The organism is Psychrobacter sp. 1U2 (assembly GCF_051847575.1).
In genome coordinates this window covers 130932-149055 of record NZ_JBPYDC010000001.1, presented here as the reverse complement: position 1 = coordinate 149055, position 18124 = coordinate 130932, and the positions used below count along the sequence as shown (strand labels likewise).

Here is an 18124-nt window from a genome sequence, read left to right as displayed (position 1 = left end):
AAAACAGTAGCTACTAAGATCTGACTTGCTAGTAGCCAATTATAATAACAGTTTAGGTGATTATTACTAAAAATTTATCCAAAAAGTCTTTAGCCGGCAAAAATCATGCTAAAAGTCTTTAAGTTACTAAAAACCCGTGCTATGATATTTTCAAGCAACATAGGTTACAAATTTATTACTGGTGAGTTCAATAATAATTTTCGTCGCCTGCCTACCATTACTGCGTATCTTTATAGCTATCTGATACAAACTAATGGATCTGTAATTCTAATATTATTATCTTAGTACCCGTTTATATGCAATGTTGCAAAGGAATTTGGGGCTAAGCGCACTGTTTAGGAAGTTTTATTATGTCAGCTCGTGAGCAAGGTATCGTTAAGTGGTTTAATGACTCAAAAGGGTTTGGTTTCATTCAACGTGATGGCGGCGAGGACATCTTTGTCCATTTCCGCGCGATTCAAGGCGATGGTTACCGCTCCTTAAAAGATGGTGAAAAAGTAGAGTTCAGTGTAGTTGAAGGCGAAAAAGGCCTACAAGCTGAAGAAGTTAGAAAACTAGAAGAGTAGTCGGGGCAGACGTTATGGCATTTTGTCATAATATTTGTATCAACTACGCTATACTATCGAGTCAAACCTGTCTTATCTAGCCTATATTGTATGTATTATCGTATACATATACAGGTAAAGATGAGCCACTAGGTTTGGCTTTTTTGTGTTTTATAGCTAGGATATTCGCTTTTGCTTTGCATTAACACTAGCAAACGCTATCATTACTCTCCAAGTAATCGTAGTGTTGGTGCTGACTAGCATTGGCTGTAGGCGTTTTGATAGAAAGACGCTTCACCTATAAGGATAATTTTTTGAGTAATTTCACGACATTTAGAGACTTACCATTATCAGCGCCGACCTTACGCGCGATCAAAGATTTGGGCTTCACCCAGCTTACCGCTATTCAAGCGCAAATATTGCCTCATACTTTAGCGCATCAAGACGCTATTGGTCAGGCACAAACGGGTACTGGCAAGACGGCGACGTTTTTGATTACTATTATGGAAGCGCTACTTAATCGACCTTTTGGCGATGATGAGGAGCGTTATCTGGGGGAGCCGCGGGCGGTGGTCATGGCACCGACGCGGGAGCTTGCGCAGCAGATATTTGATGATTGTGTGGAGCTGACCAAATACACTGACTTGCATAGTGTTTGTATTATGGGCGGTACGAGCTATGATACTCAGCAGCATGAGCTTGAGCGTAAGCATATCGATATATTAATTGCTACTCCCGGACGACTGATTGATCTGATGCTTAAAGGTATGGTCTATTTGGATCGGGTAGAGGTGTTAGTGTTAGATGAAGCCGATCGCATGCTCGATATGGGCTTTATCCCTGATATCAAGCGACTAGTCGGCCGGATGCCTGCTAATAGCGATCGTCAAAGTCTACTGTTTTCAGCGACTTTCAATCAAGACGTGATGAATCTAGCCTATCGCTGGTTGCATGAGCCGCAGTTTGTAGAGATTGAGCCTGAGCACAAAACTAGCGAGCTGGTCGAGCAGCATTTTTATCTATTGACTGAAGAGCAAAAGCTGGCCGCTTTGCAGCGTATTATTGCAGATAATAGCGTTGATAAAGTGATTGTTTTTGCTAATCGTAAAGATCAGGTGAAGCGTCTCTATCATAAGCTGCGCCAATCCCATAAAGTCGTCATGCTGTCGGGTGATGTCATCCAACAAAAACGTGAGAAGTATTTGCAGCGTTTTAAAGACGGCCATGCTTCGATTTTGGTAGCGACTGATGTTGCAGGGCGCGGTATCCATGTCGACGATATCAGTCATGTGGTCAATTATACTTTGCCCGATCAGCCAGATGATTATGTGCACCGTATTGGTCGTACCGGACGCGCCGGACAAACGGGAATTAGTATCAGCTTCGTGAGCGAAGACGATGCTTTTAATTTGCCCGCCTTAGAGAAGCATTTGGATACTAAGTTTAGTCTTGAGCAGTGGCAGGAGTAGTAATAGGGCAAACTTTGCGCTCTTACTCTAAAGCCTAAACAAAAACCTTCTACAAGAATTATTTTGTAGAAGGTTTTTTTAGATATTTAACAAGTATTAAGTCTCATTACTTAATGCTTAATGGCTATCCATATTATGCTCATTATCACTCATATTTTGATGACTATTGCTAAGGTTGGATGTCATCGAACTAGGACTAGAATGGGACATTTGCGGGTTGCTATGAGCATCGCCGTGTCCGCCACCATGCATACTGGCCATCACCATAGGAACAAAGACAACGGCTAAGCCTGACAGCACCATAATAGCGCCATTGAATTGGCGTAAACGCAAACGGCCGATTTGACCACGTAGCCAGCTCACCGTTTTGTGCGTCGCGACCAACATCGGTATAGTGCCTAAGCCAAATACGAACATTAAAGCGGCACCGCTAAGAGGATCATGAGCGACGACAGCGATCAGTAGGGCACCGTAGACCAGGCCACAAGGCAAATAACCCCATAATAGACCCGCTGCTAAGGCGCGCGGATAAGTATTGAGTGGAAATACTTTTTGGCGTATTGGACTTAAGAATTGCCAAAAGCGCATGCCGACGCGCTCAAGCTTAGTCAAAAATGGCAGTCCAAGCATGGTCGCACCAACAAACACCAAAACCAGCCCTAATAGAATACGCGGCATGCTATTGCCTATCATCAAAGGAGCCAGTACTGTGGTACCAATCAGTCCGGCGACTAAACCTAATACGGCATAACTGGTCAAGCGTCCAAAATGATAAGTAGCAATTAGGGCGCGGCGTTTGGCGGGACTGACATCCTTCATCGATAGACTAAAAGCGGCGACCAAACCTCCACACATGCCTAAACAGTGCGGAGAACCAAAAAAACCCATAAATAATGCCGCAATAAGTAAAGCTGTGGTCATAAAGAACCTCTCCTACCAAACAAGAGCACTATTAATCTTGAATCTGAGGGTAAATAAAAATTAGAAATTAGGGTGCTAATCATCTTTGTTATTATTAGTGTTATCGACATCAGACGGTTTTTTCGTAACTTCTTCATGGGTTTGAATCACCTGACGACGCTCTTGACGATCCTCTAGGATAATACGCTGAGAGGCGTTATCTAAATCCTCGAATTGATTGGATTTTACCGCATAACGCACCGCCCAAATGGCCACAACAAATAGCATTAAACTTAAGGGAATCAACAAAAAGATACTGAGCATCATAAACCTCTGGGATAACTCTAAAAGACATTTATCAGCTGTTATTATACGCTTAATAAGGCTTAATCAGGTGAGTGCCTAATTAAAAGTTTTTACTGCCTCACCTCTAGGAGTCAATAGCTCCTCATTGCTCATCTCTTTAGCGTCACGGCAATTAGTTTGCGGGCGAATAATATCGCGTAAGTAGGCTGCAATCTCATAGACCGCGCGCCTTGAATGGGTTAAATTTTGCGCCGGTTCCATCCAATCACGCTTAACCGGCAACGGGGCGCTCAAAGCAGTACTATTAATACCATTTAGAGCAAACTGCCTACGCGCACGCGGCATGTGATAACGATCAGTAATCAAATATACGTGATGCAAAGGCACACGTTTAGCGGTAAAACGTGCGTTTTCGCAAGTATTCATACTGGCGTTTTCACTAATCAAACCATCGATGCCGTGCTCAAGCAGCCATTGACCAAGCCAAGGAGCCTCAGCGCCGCTAAGCACAATAGGTAAGGGTAGATCATGATAAGCCGTAGCCGCGGTTTGCGCCCGATTGAGGCTATAGCCATTAAGAACAATCTGATTATTATTATCATTAGTTAACCCGCCGCCTAGTACCACGTAAGCGGTTGGCGGCGAACTCATAGTCGATGGGGCCGTAGTGGGGAGAGGCAGGCGCGTAAGTACATAGACGACAGCTTGCGAAAACAGTGGCGTAAATAAGCTAATAAGGACTAAAACAACAGTAGTAGAACCTACTAAAAAGGTGATATTAATAATACGAAAGACTTTGACCATACGCTCAGCGGAACGTAGATAATAACGCCATAAACGTTTTGATAATGGTCGCTTATTCCGCATATGCACTCTGTCCAATACTAGCGTTAGCATTGACCCAAATAGGTTCACGAGTTAAAGTCACCTTGAACTTATCATAGACTTGGCTGCTGATGAAATCTTGGGACTTTGCGACATCTATTTGCTGCGCTTGGTAGGGCTGCTGATTGGTCAATACTAATGCTTGCTGCTGATGAGTGATAATAGGTGCAATTCCGCCACCTTTTAGCCCAGCATGCTCAATCAGCCAACCAGCAGCAACTTTAACCTTTTGTTCTGGCATCGGGTAGCCCACTATCTTAGGATAGCGGCTTTGTAAGTCGGCGAATTGTTCATTGCCAATGATAGGGTTTTGAAAGAAGCTACCACAATTGGGAAGCTGTTTAGGATCGGGTATTTTTTGTTGACGAATATGAATAATGGCCTGCATCACATCGTGAGGCGCAGGCTCAGCTCGGTTCTGCTGCTCAGCAAAGCTTTGCGCGACTGCTTTGACATCACCATAATTGACAGATATTCGCGCCGCATCAGTATGCAAACGTAGGCCCACCCGGCTAATGAGCCAAGTATTAGGTGCGCGTTTAAACACACTATCACGGTAGCCAAATTGACAGTCATTAATGGATAAGTCATGCCAAGTTTGACTAGGAAGATGGTAAGCTCGCACCGATTGTAAGCAATCTTCTAATTGTACTCCATAGGCACCGATATTTTGGACGGGAGCGGCGCCTGTTAAGCCTGGAATAAGGGCTAAATTCTCTAAGCCATACCAGCCCTGAGCGACCGTATAAGTCACTAACTCATGCCAGTTTTCACCTGCCATCACTTCAATATCGACATATTCTGCTGTTTGTTGGATTACCTCAATACCGCGCATAAAGGGACGCAGCACGATAGCATTGAGCTGTGAGGGGAGCAAGACGTTACTACCGCCTGACAAGACAAATAAAGGTAGCTTACTAGATTGCTGATGATAATGAATCATAAACGTATCTAGCTGAGTTTCTTCAGTGATAACGACTGCTTTGTCCGCTACGCAAGCTAGCGCCATAGTATTAGCATGTGATAAATCATGCGCCAAATCATATAAATCGCATAAGTCATCTGCACTAACGCTTTGGCTATGAGGTAAAGCTGAGGCCATAAATAGTCCTATGCGACTAAAGGGAGTGATCTAAGAGTAAATTTGAAAAAGCTTATCAGAAAACCAAGCCATTAAGGGCAGGGTATTATAGAGGATAAGTCTTACCAAAGGAGCTAAAATAGTTCAATTAAGAATAGTTTTTCACTGGGTTTTTGACTATGACTGCGAAAAACGAATAGCAGCAAAATTCAGTCAATTTCTAAGCACCTTAATTGGTCTTCCAGCTCTCAATCCAGGCTTGCGTACTAGATTCTATACGTTCAATAACGTCCTCGAATGCTTCGCTTTCCCCTTGATAAGGATCAGGCACATCATCACCGCCATAAGTAGGATCTTCTTCACTAAACAAAGCTAGTTTTGCTAAGGTCTCTTCAGGCTCATCTATCCCGTCCTTTATCGCTTGCAAATCCGCTAGATTTTGAGTGTCCATAGCCAAAATTAAGTCAAAACTCTGAAAATCATCGGCAGTCACTTGCCGAGCCACTAATTTACTAATGTTATAGCCGTTGAGTTTGGCATGACGCTGCGCGCGCGTATCAGGAGCGTGACCGATATGCCAATCGCCGGTTCCGGCTGAGTCTATCTTGATATCTAGACCAGCTATAGCAGCCTGTTGACGAAAAATCTCTTCAGCGGTAGGCGAGCGGCAAATATTACCCAAACAAACCAAGAGTACAGACGAGGGGGCAGAGGCTTTAATTGGCATAAAATAACCTTTTTTATCAGCATATTGATTATGTATTGACTCTATAGCGCGCAAGCTCCCCTAAAAAGAGCAGCTGGCGTCTACTTTCAATATAAAACGAATTATGGAATAGTGCTATGACTGAGCAACAATGTGCTTAAGTAAAAACGTAACGATCAATCACACTGTTATAAAATAGCCACTAGCGTAACGATAAATGATGACAAAGGCAAGAAGAGCGAAGAGATAAACGCTAGTAATAATAAGGGCTGTAGTGCTAAAGTATCAGTGGTTACTGACGTTATTAAAAGCTGATTTAGTCTTGTTTGTCTTTAAACCGCTGCAACTCTCGGCGCTGCTTTTTATTAGGCTTATTATCAGGACGCGCTAAATTGGCCAGTTTACGCTGCTCAGCATAATAGGCGCGGCGCTCAGTGCTTTCATCCGTCTCTGAATAGAGCATTTGCGCAGCAGAGGCGTTACCGCGCTGGGCGCTTAGGGCTTCAACGATGACCGTTTTTTCAGTCATTGCTGTCGCGGATCCCTGCCGAATCTGTAGCTCATCACCAACGGCAATCTCTTTGCTGGTTTTGACTCGGCTACCAGCATAATGCACACGTCCGCTCTCAATCGCTTCTTTGGCGAGCGTACGTGTCCGATAAAAGCGCGCCGCCCATAGCCATTTATCAATACGCATACGTACCGCTTCAGGTTGGCTATGGCTAGGCCGGTTATGGTTTTTGTTATGTTTACGCATCAAAACCTCATTGATATCAGTATATTAAGATATAAATGGTGATTTATTTAACAATTAAAAGAGTGTGATGCCGCAAATAGTTAGAGAATCTAGCGGTTTCTTATACCGTTATAAACCTAATTACACCACTGTTGTTCACAAGGAACGCCGTCGTTATTACCATCCATTTTAGTAGTAGGGCAGTTGTTGCTAAAGTAAGTCGCCTCTGCACAAGAGGTCATTTGCGAACAGTGCTTGCGACCATCGCAGACAAAAGCCTGAGTTTGCGTAGTGGACTCAACAGGTTCAGTAATTGAAACGGGCACGGAGTCATTGTAAGTTGGCGGTATGTTTGCAAGCTCTTCTTCACTAAATGTAAATTTATCAATGCTATCAGCGCTATCAGGTGAAGTAATAGCATCATTGCTAAAGACTTTTGGCTGTAGATAAATATAAGCGAAAAAAGCTATTAATAATGCTGCTACGATTATAACGATAGGTTTCATGCAGGCTCACATCATGTATCAATACAAAATTTTGGCTTAGAATAAGATATAAGCTAGATGATCCAAACATATAGTAATCGTCTAGCTTACTTTGAACTAGGTGTAGCTATTTTGAACAACTGACTCTGACAGCTATTTCAAAAACAGCTGATAAGCGACATTATCATTAAGCATAGTACAGTCATAGCCGATATCTAATAACGCATCTTGCAGTTGGCGCGAGTTACTTGTCGAAGCCTGCAAACCGACCAAAACGCGCCCTTCAGCCGCCCCATGATTGCGATAATGGAATAAGGTGATATTAAAATCATCGCCAAGCTTTTCTAAAAAGGACAGTAGTGCGCCAGGACGCTCTGGAAATACTACTTTTAGAAGCTGCTCGTTTTCGACATGGGCATGACCACCGATGAGGTGACGGATGTGTGATTTGGCGATATCGTCGTCGGTCAAATCGTGAGCAGTATAACCATCGTCTGCCAGCTGCTTGCTGATGGTGTGTCGCTCTTTTTCTCCTTCTTTTAAGGCGATACCAACGAAGATTGATGCAGGTTCCATCGAGTCTGGTGATTTTTGACTATCGGCGCGGTAGTTAAACTCGGTGATGTTACGTCCATGTAGGCTACGGCAGAAGTTTAAGAAAGCGCCAGTCTGCTCAGGAATGGTCACGCCAAAGATAGCTTCTTTTTTCTCACCAATCTCAGTACGCTCAGCGATATAACGCAAGCGGTCAAAGTTCATGTTGGCGCCGCAGATGATGCCGACGCAGTTTTTGCCTTGCAAATCATGCGCTTTGATGTATTTTTTCATCCCAGCAACCGACAGAGCACCGGCTGGCTCAACGATACTGCGATTTTCTTCAAAGATATCTTTGACAGCTGCACACACTTCATCGTTGCTACAAGTCACCACTTCAGGCTCGACGATAGGCCCTGAGCGATCGCTTTTTTGCGTACGTATTACCTCAAAAGGTAGTTCGCCAATTTGGGCCACTGCCACACCATCGACAAACAGGCCGACTTGCTCAAGCTTGACGCGTTCACCAGTCCCAAGTGCTGCTTTTAGGCAGGCTGATTGTTCCGCTTCTACAGCGATGACTTTGACATGCGGTGCGACCTCTCCCAAAAACGCGGCAACTCCTGAGATCAGACCACCGCCGCCAACAGCCACAAATACATAGTCCATGTTGCGCCACTGCTGCGTAAGTTCAAGGCCTATGGTGCCTTGTCCGGCAATCACCAGCTCATCATCATAAGGGGGGATAAAGGTAAGGCCCTCAGTCTCAGCGCGATTGATCGCATAGCGGTTGGCTTCATCGAAGCTATCTCCATGTAAATCGACATTACCGCCTAAAGCGCGTACGGCAGCGACTTTGATGTCTGGCGTAGTAGTAGGCATGACGATAATGTTATTGAGCATGAGTTTGCGTGCAGAATAAGCAACCCCTTGTGCGTGGTTGCCAGCAGAGGCACAAATGACGCCGCGTGCTTTTTGCTCATCGGACAGTTGACTAATGCGATTATAAGCACCGCGCAATTTAAAGGATTTAACCGGTTGCAGATCTTCACGCTTAAAGCGAATGTCATTAGCAAAACGTTGGGTCAGCTTGGGGGCAGTTTCTAGTGGCGTTTGAATAGCAACGTCATAGACGGTGGCTTGCAAGATGGCTCGTACCCAGTGTGATAGCATAATGATCCCTAGAAATGGTAGATAAAAAGTATAAATAACAATAAAAACGAAATAGATTAGCCTATGCTGATTTTGCTTATCTTGCAAGACTCAATTGCAGTTTTGTGGCGGTTTCATACTGAGCTGGGTATGAATGAGTGTTTGGCGGTTAAAGGATAGTCAGCTTGCTTGGGTATCTGATAGCACAGGGCGATAATCTGACTGGGTATAGACGAAACTTATTGAATTATTCTGATATGTCTGTATTATTAGACATATGGAAATAACAACTGCTATCGTAAGCTTTGCTGCACTGTCTCAAGACACTCGTTTAAAAGCCTTTAAACTACTGGTCAGCCAAGAGCCTGAAGGTTTACCTGCGGGTGAAATAGCCCGTCAATTGTCTGTGCCGCATAACACTATGTCGGCGCACTTATCAGTGCTGGCACGAGCAGGGTGGGTGGTGTCAAAACGCCAAAGTCGGCAAATCATTTATCGTGCGTCGCTGTCGCATATGGAGGCGGTCGTGCAGTTTTTGTTGCAAGACTGCTGCGCAGGACATCCAGAGCTATGTGCTTCGCTGATAGATAATTTAAGCGGCTGTGAGGCTGCCAAATCTGATAAACAAGACAGTCTGTAAAACACACCCTAATAACTAGATTCAAAAAATAGGTGAAATCGCTATGAAACCATTAATTTTTCATAATCCAAACTGCGGTACCTCTCGTAATACGCTTGCTATCATAAAGGCATCAGGCGAGCAGCCAGAAGTGGTGGATTATCTAAAAAACCCGCCGAGCCGAGCCGAGTTGGTTGAGCTACTATCGAAAATGAACATCTCGCCAAGAGAGCTATTACGCAGTAAAGAAGCCATTAATGATGAGCTGGGTTTAGACAATCCTGCGCTGTCTGATGACGACATTATTGATGCGATGATGGCGCATCCTATCTTAATTAACCGTCCTATCGTGGTCACGGGTAAAGGCGCAGCGCTATGCCGACCATCAGAGCGGGTGTTTGAATTGTTAGAAAATCCAGTGAGCAGCTTTATGAAAGAAGACGGCGAGACGATTTATCATGACAAAAGCCAATAAAAATCAGCCTCACGCAGAGGATTCATTGAAGCTAGATGACTTGCCTAATATTGATGCCAGTCAATTACAACCGATCGATACTGAGTCGCTGATTGCGCCAACTGACCCACGTCATCCGCCAAAGATACTGGTGCTATACGGATCATTACGTGAGCGCTCATTTTCACGGTTGGCGGCTGAGGAAGCAAGTCGGCTACTACGTTGGTATGGCTGCGAGGTGCGGATGTTTAATCCATCGGGGTTGCCGCTGCCTGATGACGCTGATAGCGATCATCCGAAGGTGCAAGAGCTGCGCGAGCTGGCGCAGTGGTCAGAGGGTATGCTGTGGGTGAGTCCAGAGCGTCATGGCAGTATCACCAGCATTATGAAAGCACAAATCGATTGGATACCGCTTGCACTGGGCGGCGTACGCCCAACTCAAGGTAAAACCTTGGCAGTGATGCAAGTCAGCGGTGGCAGTCAAAGCTTTAATACCGTCAATCAGCTGCGCATTTTGGGGCGCTGGATGCGCATGATTACTATCCCCAATCAATCGTCTATCCCGAAAGCCTTTTTAGAATTTAATGACGACAATCGTATGGATATGTCGCCTTTATATCTGCGCCTCGTTGATGTTTGTGAAGAGTTGGTGAAGTTTACATGGCTGACTCGTGCACGTTCAGCCTATCTGACCGATAGATACTCTGAACGGGTGGAAAGTGCTGAAGAGCTATCACAGCGCGTCAATCAAAAGTCGCTGTAATATTTCCTAGTTATAATCAACACGCTGTAAATAAGGTTGTTCCATGCTTGCATTCATTATCTTTATCGTGACGTTGGTGTTGGTGATATGGCAGCCTAAAGGCTTGGGCATTGGTTGGAGCGCGCTGGGCGGCGCCTTAGTCGCCTTGGCTTTTGGCGTGGTGCAATTATCCGATGTCGCTGTGGTGTGGGATATCGTCTGGGATGCGACCTTTACCTTTGTAGCGCTTATCATTATCTCGCTTATCTTAGATAGAGCGGGATTTTTTGGTTGGTCGGCGCTACATGTGGCTAGACTGGGCAATGGGCAAGGACGCTTGTTGTTCCCTATGATTGTCATACTAGGCGCGTTTATCTCGGCGTTTTTTGCCAATGATGGCGCGGCATTACTTTTGACACCGATCGTCATCGCTATCTTGCTACGGCTTAAGTTTTCACCGCCATCGGCATTGGCTTTTATCATCGCCACGGGCTTTATTGCTGATACCGCAAGTCTGCCGTTAGTGACGTCTAATCTGGTCAATATCGTCAGCGCCAATTATTTTGATATTGGCTTTGGACGTTATGCGGCGGTCATGGTGCCGGTAAACATTGTCTCTGTCATCGCAACATTAGCAGTGCTGTGGGTGGTCTATGCCCGCCAAATCCCAACACACTATTCTATTGCCAATCTTAGCGCACCCGCATCCGCTATTGAAGATCCGCTGGTGTTTAAAGCCGCTTTTCCGCTACTTGCTTTGTTATTGGTTGCTTATTTTGCCACTGAGTCACTAGGTGTGCCTATTTCCCTCGTCACTGGTGCGGCGGCATTAGTATTAATGGCCATCGCAGGCCGCTGGTGGCAGGGCGGGCGAGAGGCGGTTGTTTCGGTGCCTGATGTCGTACGCAACGCGCCTTGGCAAATCGTCTTGTTTTCGGTCGGTATGTATTTGGTGGTGTATGGCTTGGGTAACGCAGGACTGACGGCTTATGGTGCCCAAATACTTAATTGGCTAGGGCAGCAGGGCAATATCATCGCCACAGTAGGCACGGGATTTCTTTCAGCGATTGTAGCTTCTATCATGAACAATATGCCATCGACCTTGGTAGGTGCACTGGCTATCGATAGCGCGCAAGTACCTGCTGCCACTCGCGAGCTGATGATTTATGCTAATGTGATTGGCAATGATTTGGGGCCAAAATTTACGCCTATTGGCAGTCTTGCGACCTTGTTATGGCTACATGTCTTAGCAGAAAAGGATTATAAAATCAGCTGGGGACAGTATATGAAAATCGGCCTGCTCATCACGCCGCCAGTATTACTAGCCACACTGTTGGCTTTGGTGTTTTGGTTGCCTCATGTCTCTGGGTTTTAAAAGTCATCTATATTAGTTATCAATTACGGCAAGAATACCTCATTATTAGAATCGGTTTTACGCTGACATATAGCAAAGTCATCGGTTATAATAGCCGCGCATTTTAGCTTTTTTAGCCTTTAATTTTTTTAAGACGATACGTTTGTTCTGCCAAGGATTTATGATGAGTGATCAGCAAGCACAAAAGCAAGCCGCAGCCAAAGCTGCTCTAAGTTATATCGAAGATGACATGATACTTGGCGTAGGGACGGGTAGTACAGTGAACTGCCTGATTGAGCTATTGCCGACCCTCAAGCTTGCTGGCGCGGTGGCTAGCTCACAGGTGACAGAAGATAAATTGCGTGCTTTGGGTATCGAGATTGTCGATCTAAACTTTGCAGGCCAGCTTGATGTCTATATTGATGGTGCTGATGAAGTTAACGCGCATTTGCAACTGATTAAAGGCGGCGGCGGAGCACTGACGCGTGAAAAAATCGTCGCTGCAGCGTCTAATAAGTTCGTTTGTATGGTCGATGAAAGCAAACGCGTCGATATACTAGGCCGGTCGTTTCCTGTACCGATCGAAGTCTTGCCGCAAGCGCGCTCCTATGTGGCGCGTCAACTAGTAGCCTTGGGCGGTGAGCCTGTGTACCGTGAGGATTTTGTCACTGACTATGGCAATGTCATTCTCGATACTTACGACTTAGATGTGAGCAATCCTATCGCTCTTGAAAAAGAGCTTAATAATATTGTCGGCGTGGTCTGTAATGGGATTTTTGCGGCCAACCAAGCTGATGTTTTATTAAAAGCCAGTAGTAATGGGGTTGAGACGATAACGCGTTAATAGGCATCATTGTTTATCGTTAAACTTTTAAAGCTTAAAACTAAAAAAAGGCAGATTACTTATAGTAATCTGCCTTTTTGCTGTCTGTTTAAAAAAACATTTGCTCTCAAACGAATCGGTTATCGATCAGTTAAACCGATAATTTGATCTTATCTTTGAGCAAAAACTCCATCAGTGCTTTTTGTGCATGTAAGCGGTTTTCGGCTTCGTCCCAGACTACAGAGCGTGGATCATCGAGCATGTCGTGTGATATCTCTTCGCCACGATGCGCAGGCAGGCAGTGCATAAATACCACTTCAGGATCGGCTTTATCTAACAAGGAAGGCGTCACTTGGTAAGGGGCAAAGCGGCGCGCACGAGTGTTTTGCTCGGACTCTTGACCCATGCTGGCCCAAACATCGGTGACGATAAGGTGCGAGTCTTTTGCTGCATCTTGTACATCTTCGACTAAGCTGACGCAATGCGAGAAACGCTCCATCAGCTTAGGATCAGGCTCGAAGCCGTATGGCGCTGCCACGCGCAGCTCAAAGCCGAACTGACTTGCCGCTTGCATAAAGGAGGCGCACATATTGTTGCCATCGCCCACCCAAGTGACGGTCTTGTTTTCAATACTACCGCGATGCTCATAATAGGTTTGCATATCAGCGAGTAGCTGACAAGGGTGAAAGTCATCGGTCAAAGCGTTAATAATAGGTACGCTAGAGTATTTAGCAAAAGTTTCGACCTTTTCGTGACCAAAGGTACGAATCATAATGATGTCGACCATACTAGAGATGACGCGGGCTGAATCCTCTAAAGGCTCGCCGCGACCTAATTGCGTATCATTTGGTGATAAGAAAATCGCACTGCCGCCAAACTGGCCCATACCGGTCTCAAATGAAATACGCGTACGGGTAGAGGATTTCTCAAATATCATCCCAAGCGTCCGGCCAACAAAAGGCTGATAAATCTCGCCTGCATGTTGCATTTTACGCAGCTCGCTGGCTCGTTTGATTAGGGTTTCTAGTTCTTGTTTGCTTAAATCAGATAAAGTCAGAAAATGGCGCAAGCTCATAGCAGTCCTAGCAGTCGATCACGGTCAATTAGAATGGTGGGCTATCAGCCGGTGTTGATAGTAGTGCCTCAGGACACTGACCGCGGTGATAACAAACTTTTAGTATAGCGTAATTACTCTTAATGTAAATGCCCAATTTTTGCTGATTGAGCCTAATAAGATGAGGCTCAAAAACTAGAAAGGCTAGAGGGTTTGGATACGCGCAGGCCGTGCGCTCAAGCGGCAGAGGAGCTCGTAGCCGATAGTCCCTGCTTGGGAGGCAACGTCATCGACATGAGGGCTATCGCCCCAAAGGACCACTTTGCTATCTAAAGTAATATCGTCGGGGACGCTACTGACATCGATGACTATCATATCCATCGCCACGCGTCCACGTATCGGGCAAAGATAGCTCTCATAGTCTTGCTCACTTTGATGGTTTTGCTCTGAGTCTTCTGTTTTACTTTTAACCAGTACGCAAACGTGCGCCTCATCATTTATAACGCGAGGATAGCCATCGCCATAGCCGATGCTGACGAGTGCTGTTTTAGTGGGCTTATCTGCAATCCAGCGGCTACCATAACCGATAGCCTCGCCGGTATGGACTGTCGATAAAGCCATAATCCGGGCGCTAAATTCCATAGCCGGTTGCAGCTCTAACTCGGATGCTGACTTATCAATGATTGGCGAGCTGCCATAGAGCATAATACCGGGGCGCACCCAATCATACTGATAGTCAGGGAAATTCACTAGCCCTGCTGAATTACATAATGAGCCTTGGATGTCTTCATTAACCGTACTTTTCAATAACGTCAGCATCTCATCAAAGCGCTGAATCTGTAGCGCATTTAACGGATGCTCGCGATCATCAGCATTGGCAAAATGCGTGGTTAAAATAACCTGGAAACCGGCTTGATGTAGCTGTTTTGCCGCTGTAATCGTCTGCTGATAATCAAAACCTAAACGATTCATACCGGTGTTATATTTGAGCCAAACGCTGCGAGTGGCACTATCAGGGCTAGGGACATGAGTAAGCGCCCAATCAAGCTGCGGCTGATGATGAATCACGCAGCTACAGTCATAGTCGATAGCTTGTTGCCACTCATTTGCGCTAAACACCCCTTCGACTAAACCAATGCTTTTCTCCCAGCCCAATTGCCGCGCCTCAAACGCCTCAGTGAAGCTTGCCACTCCAATACCGTCCGCCTGCTGTAAAGCTGGCAGCACAGCAGCGACCCCATGACCATAAGCATTGGCTTTTACCATTGCTAGCACTTTTGAGGTAGGCGCGAGTTTTTTGACTTGTGACAGGTTATGGGCAAGAGCATTAGGATAAATAGTAACGGTAGCGGTGCGCATGACAGACTTCTTTTTCTGGAATGATTAACTAAAATGAGTAATGGGAATGAACAACGATCTTGATAATAGCTGACAAAGATATCGTTAGATTATTCATCATCAAAAGTAACACCTTGAAAGTGTTCGGGCGTTAAGTTGATAAAGCGGGTAAACTGACCCTCAAAGCCTAAACGTATCGTACCAATCGGGCCGTTACGCTGCTTACCTATGATAATCTCAGCCACACCTTTATGATCAGAGTTTTCGTTATAGACCTCATCACGATAGATGAACATAATCAAATCGGCATCCTGCTCGATAGCGCCGGACTCACGTAGATCTGACATAATCGGACGCTTGTTAGGACGGTTTTCTAGACTACGGTTAAGCTGCGAGAGCGCAATGACTGGGCATTCAAGCTCGCGTGCAAGCGCCTTTAGACTACGAGAAATCTCCGAGATCTCGCCAACGCGGTTGCCATCGAGGCTAGGTACTTTCATCAGCTGCAGATAATCGACAACAATAGCGCCCAAGCGACCATCATGATTTTTGGCAATACGGCGGCAGCGCGAACGCAGCTCTGAGGGCGGTAGCGCAGTACTGTCATCGATGTATAGATGCTTGGATTGCAGATGCTGAATGGCGTTCATCATCTTCGCCCACTCATCTTCATTCATCTGTCCAGAGCGCAGATGCGTCTGATTAATCGCGCCCCAAGAAGACAGCAGACGCATGACGATAGATTCGGCGGGCATCTCCATCGAAAAAACTACCACCGGCAAATCTTCGTTGAATAAAATCCCTTCAGCTAAATTCATCGCAAAAGTCGTCTTACCCATAGAGGGGCGCGCCGCGACAATGATTAGATCGCCAGGCTGCAATCCTTGAGTTTTACCATTGAGCTCTGCAAATGGCGTTTGCAAACCAATCATACCGTCCGGATTGGATTTGAGCTCTTGGATTTTGTCGATGACATTGGTCAGTACGGAGGTGATACCGACAGGGCCGCGCTGTTCGGCGCGTTTATTATGCTGCTCATTGATACTAAAAATAGTCGCCTCAACGCTGTCTAAGATATCGCTGACCGATTGATCTTTAGGATTGTAGGCGAGGCTGAGCATATCGTTACTAGCGGCAATTAATTGACGTAAAGTTGACAGCTCGCGGACGCGCTGAGCATAAGCGGTCAGGTTGAATAATGTCGCTGGGCTTTGGCTCAAAATGTCAGCTAGATAGCTATCACCGCCGGCGCTCTTAAGCAGCTTTTGCGCCTCTAACCAATCATGCACCATCACTGTATCATAAGGCTCATTCACTGCGGCTAAGTGAGCGATAGCGGCAAAAATATGTTGGTGACGCCCAGCATAAAAATCGTCCTTGGTCACGATATCGGCAATCTTGTCGTACGCCTCCTCAATACTCATCAAAGAGGCCAGCAAAGCCTTTTCGATATCAATATTGTGTGGGGGCTGCTGATTGAGTAAGTCGTCGGTTTTGTCGTTATCTGCCATGAGTGCCTAATATTAAAATGAAAAACAATACAAAATGATGCAATAACTACTATAGGTTTTGAGTCAATTATTTATAAGTGAGAATTGCTGAGTCTTCTAAAACGAAAAATAAAATTTAGCTTATTGATGCTACAATTAACAGCGAAGTTTAACACATTATGCCCTTTTTTTAGCCCTAAACGTTAACTATCTCTATCTTAATCAGTCGCTAATCATCGTCATATTGTTTTTTAAGTTTTAAACTAAGGTAGAAGAAATATAATAAAAAATTAAATAGAATCAGTTATTTAAAATAAAAGGATTGTTTGATATGCAAGATTTATCACCAAAGCGACCCTTACTAATCACCATAGGAGAGCCTGCTGGCATAGGCATGGATATCGTATTGATGCTTGCTGACGCCGGTAAGCTACGAGACTTTGCTCGGCCGATTTGGGTCACCGCTGATAACGAGGCGATGGCCGCGCGCGCTGAGCAATTGATAAAAGCGGGCACAATAAAAAAATGCCCTAAATGGCAGGTTGTCGATTGGCAACTAAAAGACGATTCCGATAACGATAATAGAGTTAACAATGAAAGTAATCTAGCAGCGTTAGCAGGCGCCGAAACTAAGCCAAATAATAGCGGTTTTATGTTAATCAATATACCTTGTCATGCACCGGTAGTGGCAGGTCGTATCGATACTAATAATTCAGCAATGGTCGCTCAGCAGCTTACCTTAGCGCACAAGCTTGCCTCTAGTAAACAAATCGCCGCTATTGTCACAGGCCCGCTGCAAAAGTCAGCGCTGATAGATGCCGATATTAAGCTGCTCGATGGCACCATGTTCAGCGGGCATACTGAATTTTTTATGCAGCAAAGTGGCTGCGACAAAGTGGTAATGATGCTAGCCAATCAAGCCATGAAAGTGGCACTAGTAACTATTCATCTAGCGCTTAAAGACGTACCCGCTGCGATTACTCCAGATAACGTGAGGCAAACGGTACAAATCGTCCTCGATGATATGCGTACTAAGTTCGGTATAAATAATCCGCGCATTTTAGTCTGCGGTCTTAATCCGCATGCTGGCGAGGGTGGTCATTTGGGGCTTGAGGAGATTAATATTATCAATCCAGTATTGCAGGAATTTATCGATGCTGGAGTTGATATCTCTGAGGCGATGCCAGCCGATACGCTGTTTACCACTCGACATTTAAACAACTGCGATGCGGTTATCGCTATGTATCACGATCAAGGCTTGCCAGTGCTTAAGTCGCACGGCTTTGGTGATACGGTGAATTTAACTTTAGGATTGCCTTATATTCGTACGTCAGTCGATCATGGCACCGCGCTTGACTTAGCAGGGAAAGGCGGCGCTAATGATAGCAGTCTCTACCAAGCGCTGTTGATGGCAAGCGAGATGGCAGATAAAGCTCTATAGCTAGCGGATT

General features: G+C 45.3%; 19 protein-coding genes. 8 read left to right on the top strand and 11 right to left on the bottom strand.

Annotation, left to right across the window (positions count from 1 at the left end):
• Positions 1-350 precede the first annotated feature (350 nt).
• Together ACS8FD_RS00585 and ACS8FD_RS00580 are read left to right on the top strand one after the other, a co-directional pair.
• A complete protein-coding gene (locus tag ACS8FD_RS00585) occupies positions 351-566 on the top strand; it encodes a cold-shock protein (protein WP_025646588.1) in 216 nt (71 codons plus the stop codon).
• 293 nt (positions 567-859) lie between these two features.
• Complete coding sequence (locus ACS8FD_RS00580; protein WP_439273953.1) at positions 860-2014, top strand: DEAD/DEAH box helicase; 1155 nt, start codon at positions 860-862, stop codon at positions 2012-2014.
• A gap of 117 nt (positions 2015-2131) precedes the next feature.
• Here the strand turns inward: ACS8FD_RS00580 and ACS8FD_RS00575 are convergent, their stop codons facing one another.
• From ACS8FD_RS00575 to ilvA, 8 genes are all read right to left on the bottom strand, one after another.
• Positions 2132-2935: a sulfite exporter TauE/SafE family protein gene (locus ACS8FD_RS00575; protein ID WP_439273952.1), complete on the bottom strand. Its 804-nt coding sequence runs from the start codon at positions 2933-2935 to the stop codon at positions 2132-2134.
• Positions 2936-3010: 75 nt separating this feature from the next.
• Positions 3011-3241 (bottom strand): cbb3-type cytochrome oxidase assembly protein CcoS, encoded by a 231-nt coding sequence (gene ccoS / locus ACS8FD_RS00570; protein WP_439273951.1) that lies wholly within the window; start codon positions 3239-3241, stop codon positions 3011-3013.
• A 75-nt stretch (positions 3242-3316) separates the two neighbouring features.
• A complete protein-coding gene (locus ACS8FD_RS00565) occupies positions 3317-4087 on the bottom strand; it encodes a YdcF family protein (RefSeq protein WP_439273950.1) in 771 nt (256 codons plus the stop codon).
• Positions 4077-5207, bottom strand: a complete 1131-nt coding sequence (murB, locus tag ACS8FD_RS00560; RefSeq protein WP_439273949.1) for a UDP-N-acetylmuramate dehydrogenase — start codon at positions 5205-5207, stop codon at positions 4077-4079. Before murB ends, ACS8FD_RS00565 begins: the two co-directional genes overlap by 11 nt.
• A 208-nt stretch (positions 5208-5415) precedes the next feature.
• Positions 5416-5913, bottom strand: a complete 498-nt coding sequence (locus ACS8FD_RS00555) for a low molecular weight protein-tyrosine-phosphatase (protein WP_439273948.1) — start codon at positions 5911-5913, stop codon at positions 5416-5418.
• 295 nt (positions 5914-6208) lie between these two features.
• Positions 6209-6649, bottom strand: a complete 441-nt coding sequence (locus tag ACS8FD_RS00550) for an RNA-binding S4 domain-containing protein (protein ID WP_025646595.1) — start codon at positions 6647-6649, stop codon at positions 6209-6211.
• Positions 6650-6765: 116 nt separating this feature from the next.
• A complete protein-coding gene (locus tag ACS8FD_RS00545; protein ID WP_439273947.1) occupies positions 6766-7134 on the bottom strand; it encodes an excalibur calcium-binding domain-containing protein in 369 nt (122 codons plus the stop codon).
• 132 nt (positions 7135-7266) lie between these two features.
• A complete protein-coding gene (ilvA, locus tag ACS8FD_RS00540) occupies positions 7267-8820 on the bottom strand; it encodes a threonine ammonia-lyase, biosynthetic (RefSeq protein WP_439273946.1) in 1554 nt (517 codons plus the stop codon).
• A gap of 256 nt (positions 8821-9076) precedes the next feature.
• On the opposite strand from ilvA, the gene ACS8FD_RS00535 reads away from it, so the two are divergent.
• The 5 genes from ACS8FD_RS00535 to rpiA all read left to right on the top strand — a co-directional run bounded on the left by ACS8FD_RS00535 (position 9077) and on the right by rpiA (position 12812).
• On the top strand, positions 9077-9439 hold the full coding sequence (locus ACS8FD_RS00535; protein ID WP_439273945.1) for an ArsR/SmtB family transcription factor: 363 nt from the start codon (positions 9077-9079) through the stop codon (positions 9437-9439).
• A 43-nt stretch (positions 9440-9482) separates the two neighbouring features.
• Complete coding sequence (arsC, locus tag ACS8FD_RS00530) at positions 9483-9893, top strand: arsenate reductase (glutaredoxin) (protein WP_439273944.1); 411 nt, start codon at positions 9483-9485, stop codon at positions 9891-9893.
• On the top strand, positions 9877-10635 hold the full coding sequence (arsH, locus tag ACS8FD_RS00525; RefSeq protein WP_439273943.1) for an arsenical resistance protein ArsH: 759 nt from the start codon (positions 9877-9879) through the stop codon (positions 10633-10635). The genes arsC and arsH overlap by 17 nt, the downstream gene beginning before the upstream one ends.
• 43 nt (positions 10636-10678) lie before the next feature.
• The gene (locus tag ACS8FD_RS00520; RefSeq protein WP_439273942.1) at positions 10679-11989 is read left to right on the top strand and encodes an arsenic transporter; all 1311 of its coding nucleotides are present in this window, start codon (positions 10679-10681) and stop codon (positions 11987-11989) included.
• 163 nt (positions 11990-12152) lie between these two features.
• The gene (rpiA, locus tag ACS8FD_RS00515) at positions 12153-12812 is read left to right on the top strand and encodes a ribose-5-phosphate isomerase RpiA (protein ID WP_439273941.1); all 660 of its coding nucleotides are present in this window, start codon (positions 12153-12155) and stop codon (positions 12810-12812) included.
• Between the two features lie 130 nt (positions 12813-12942).
• Here the strand turns inward: rpiA and argF are convergent, their stop codons facing one another.
• The 3 genes from argF to dnaB form a co-directional block, all read right to left on the bottom strand.
• Positions 12943-13866, bottom strand: coding sequence for an ornithine carbamoyltransferase (gene argF, locus ACS8FD_RS00510; protein ID WP_439273940.1), 924 nt, complete (start codon positions 13864-13866; stop codon positions 12943-12945).
• A gap of 183 nt (positions 13867-14049) precedes the next feature.
• Positions 14050-15204: an alanine racemase gene (gene alr / locus ACS8FD_RS00505; RefSeq protein WP_439273939.1), complete on the bottom strand. Its 1155-nt coding sequence runs from the start codon at positions 15202-15204 to the stop codon at positions 14050-14052.
• An 89-nt stretch (positions 15205-15293) separates the two neighbouring features.
• Positions 15294-16694, bottom strand: a complete 1401-nt coding sequence (gene dnaB, locus ACS8FD_RS00500; protein WP_439273938.1) for a replicative DNA helicase — start codon at positions 16692-16694, stop codon at positions 15294-15296.
• Between the two features lie 310 nt (positions 16695-17004).
• Here dnaB and pdxA point away from each other — a divergent pair, with 310 nt between their 5' ends.
• Positions 17005-18114: a 4-hydroxythreonine-4-phosphate dehydrogenase PdxA gene (gene pdxA, locus ACS8FD_RS00495; protein ID WP_439273937.1), complete on the top strand. Its 1110-nt coding sequence runs from the start codon at positions 17005-17007 to the stop codon at positions 18112-18114.
• Positions 18115-18124: the final 10 nt, after the last annotated feature.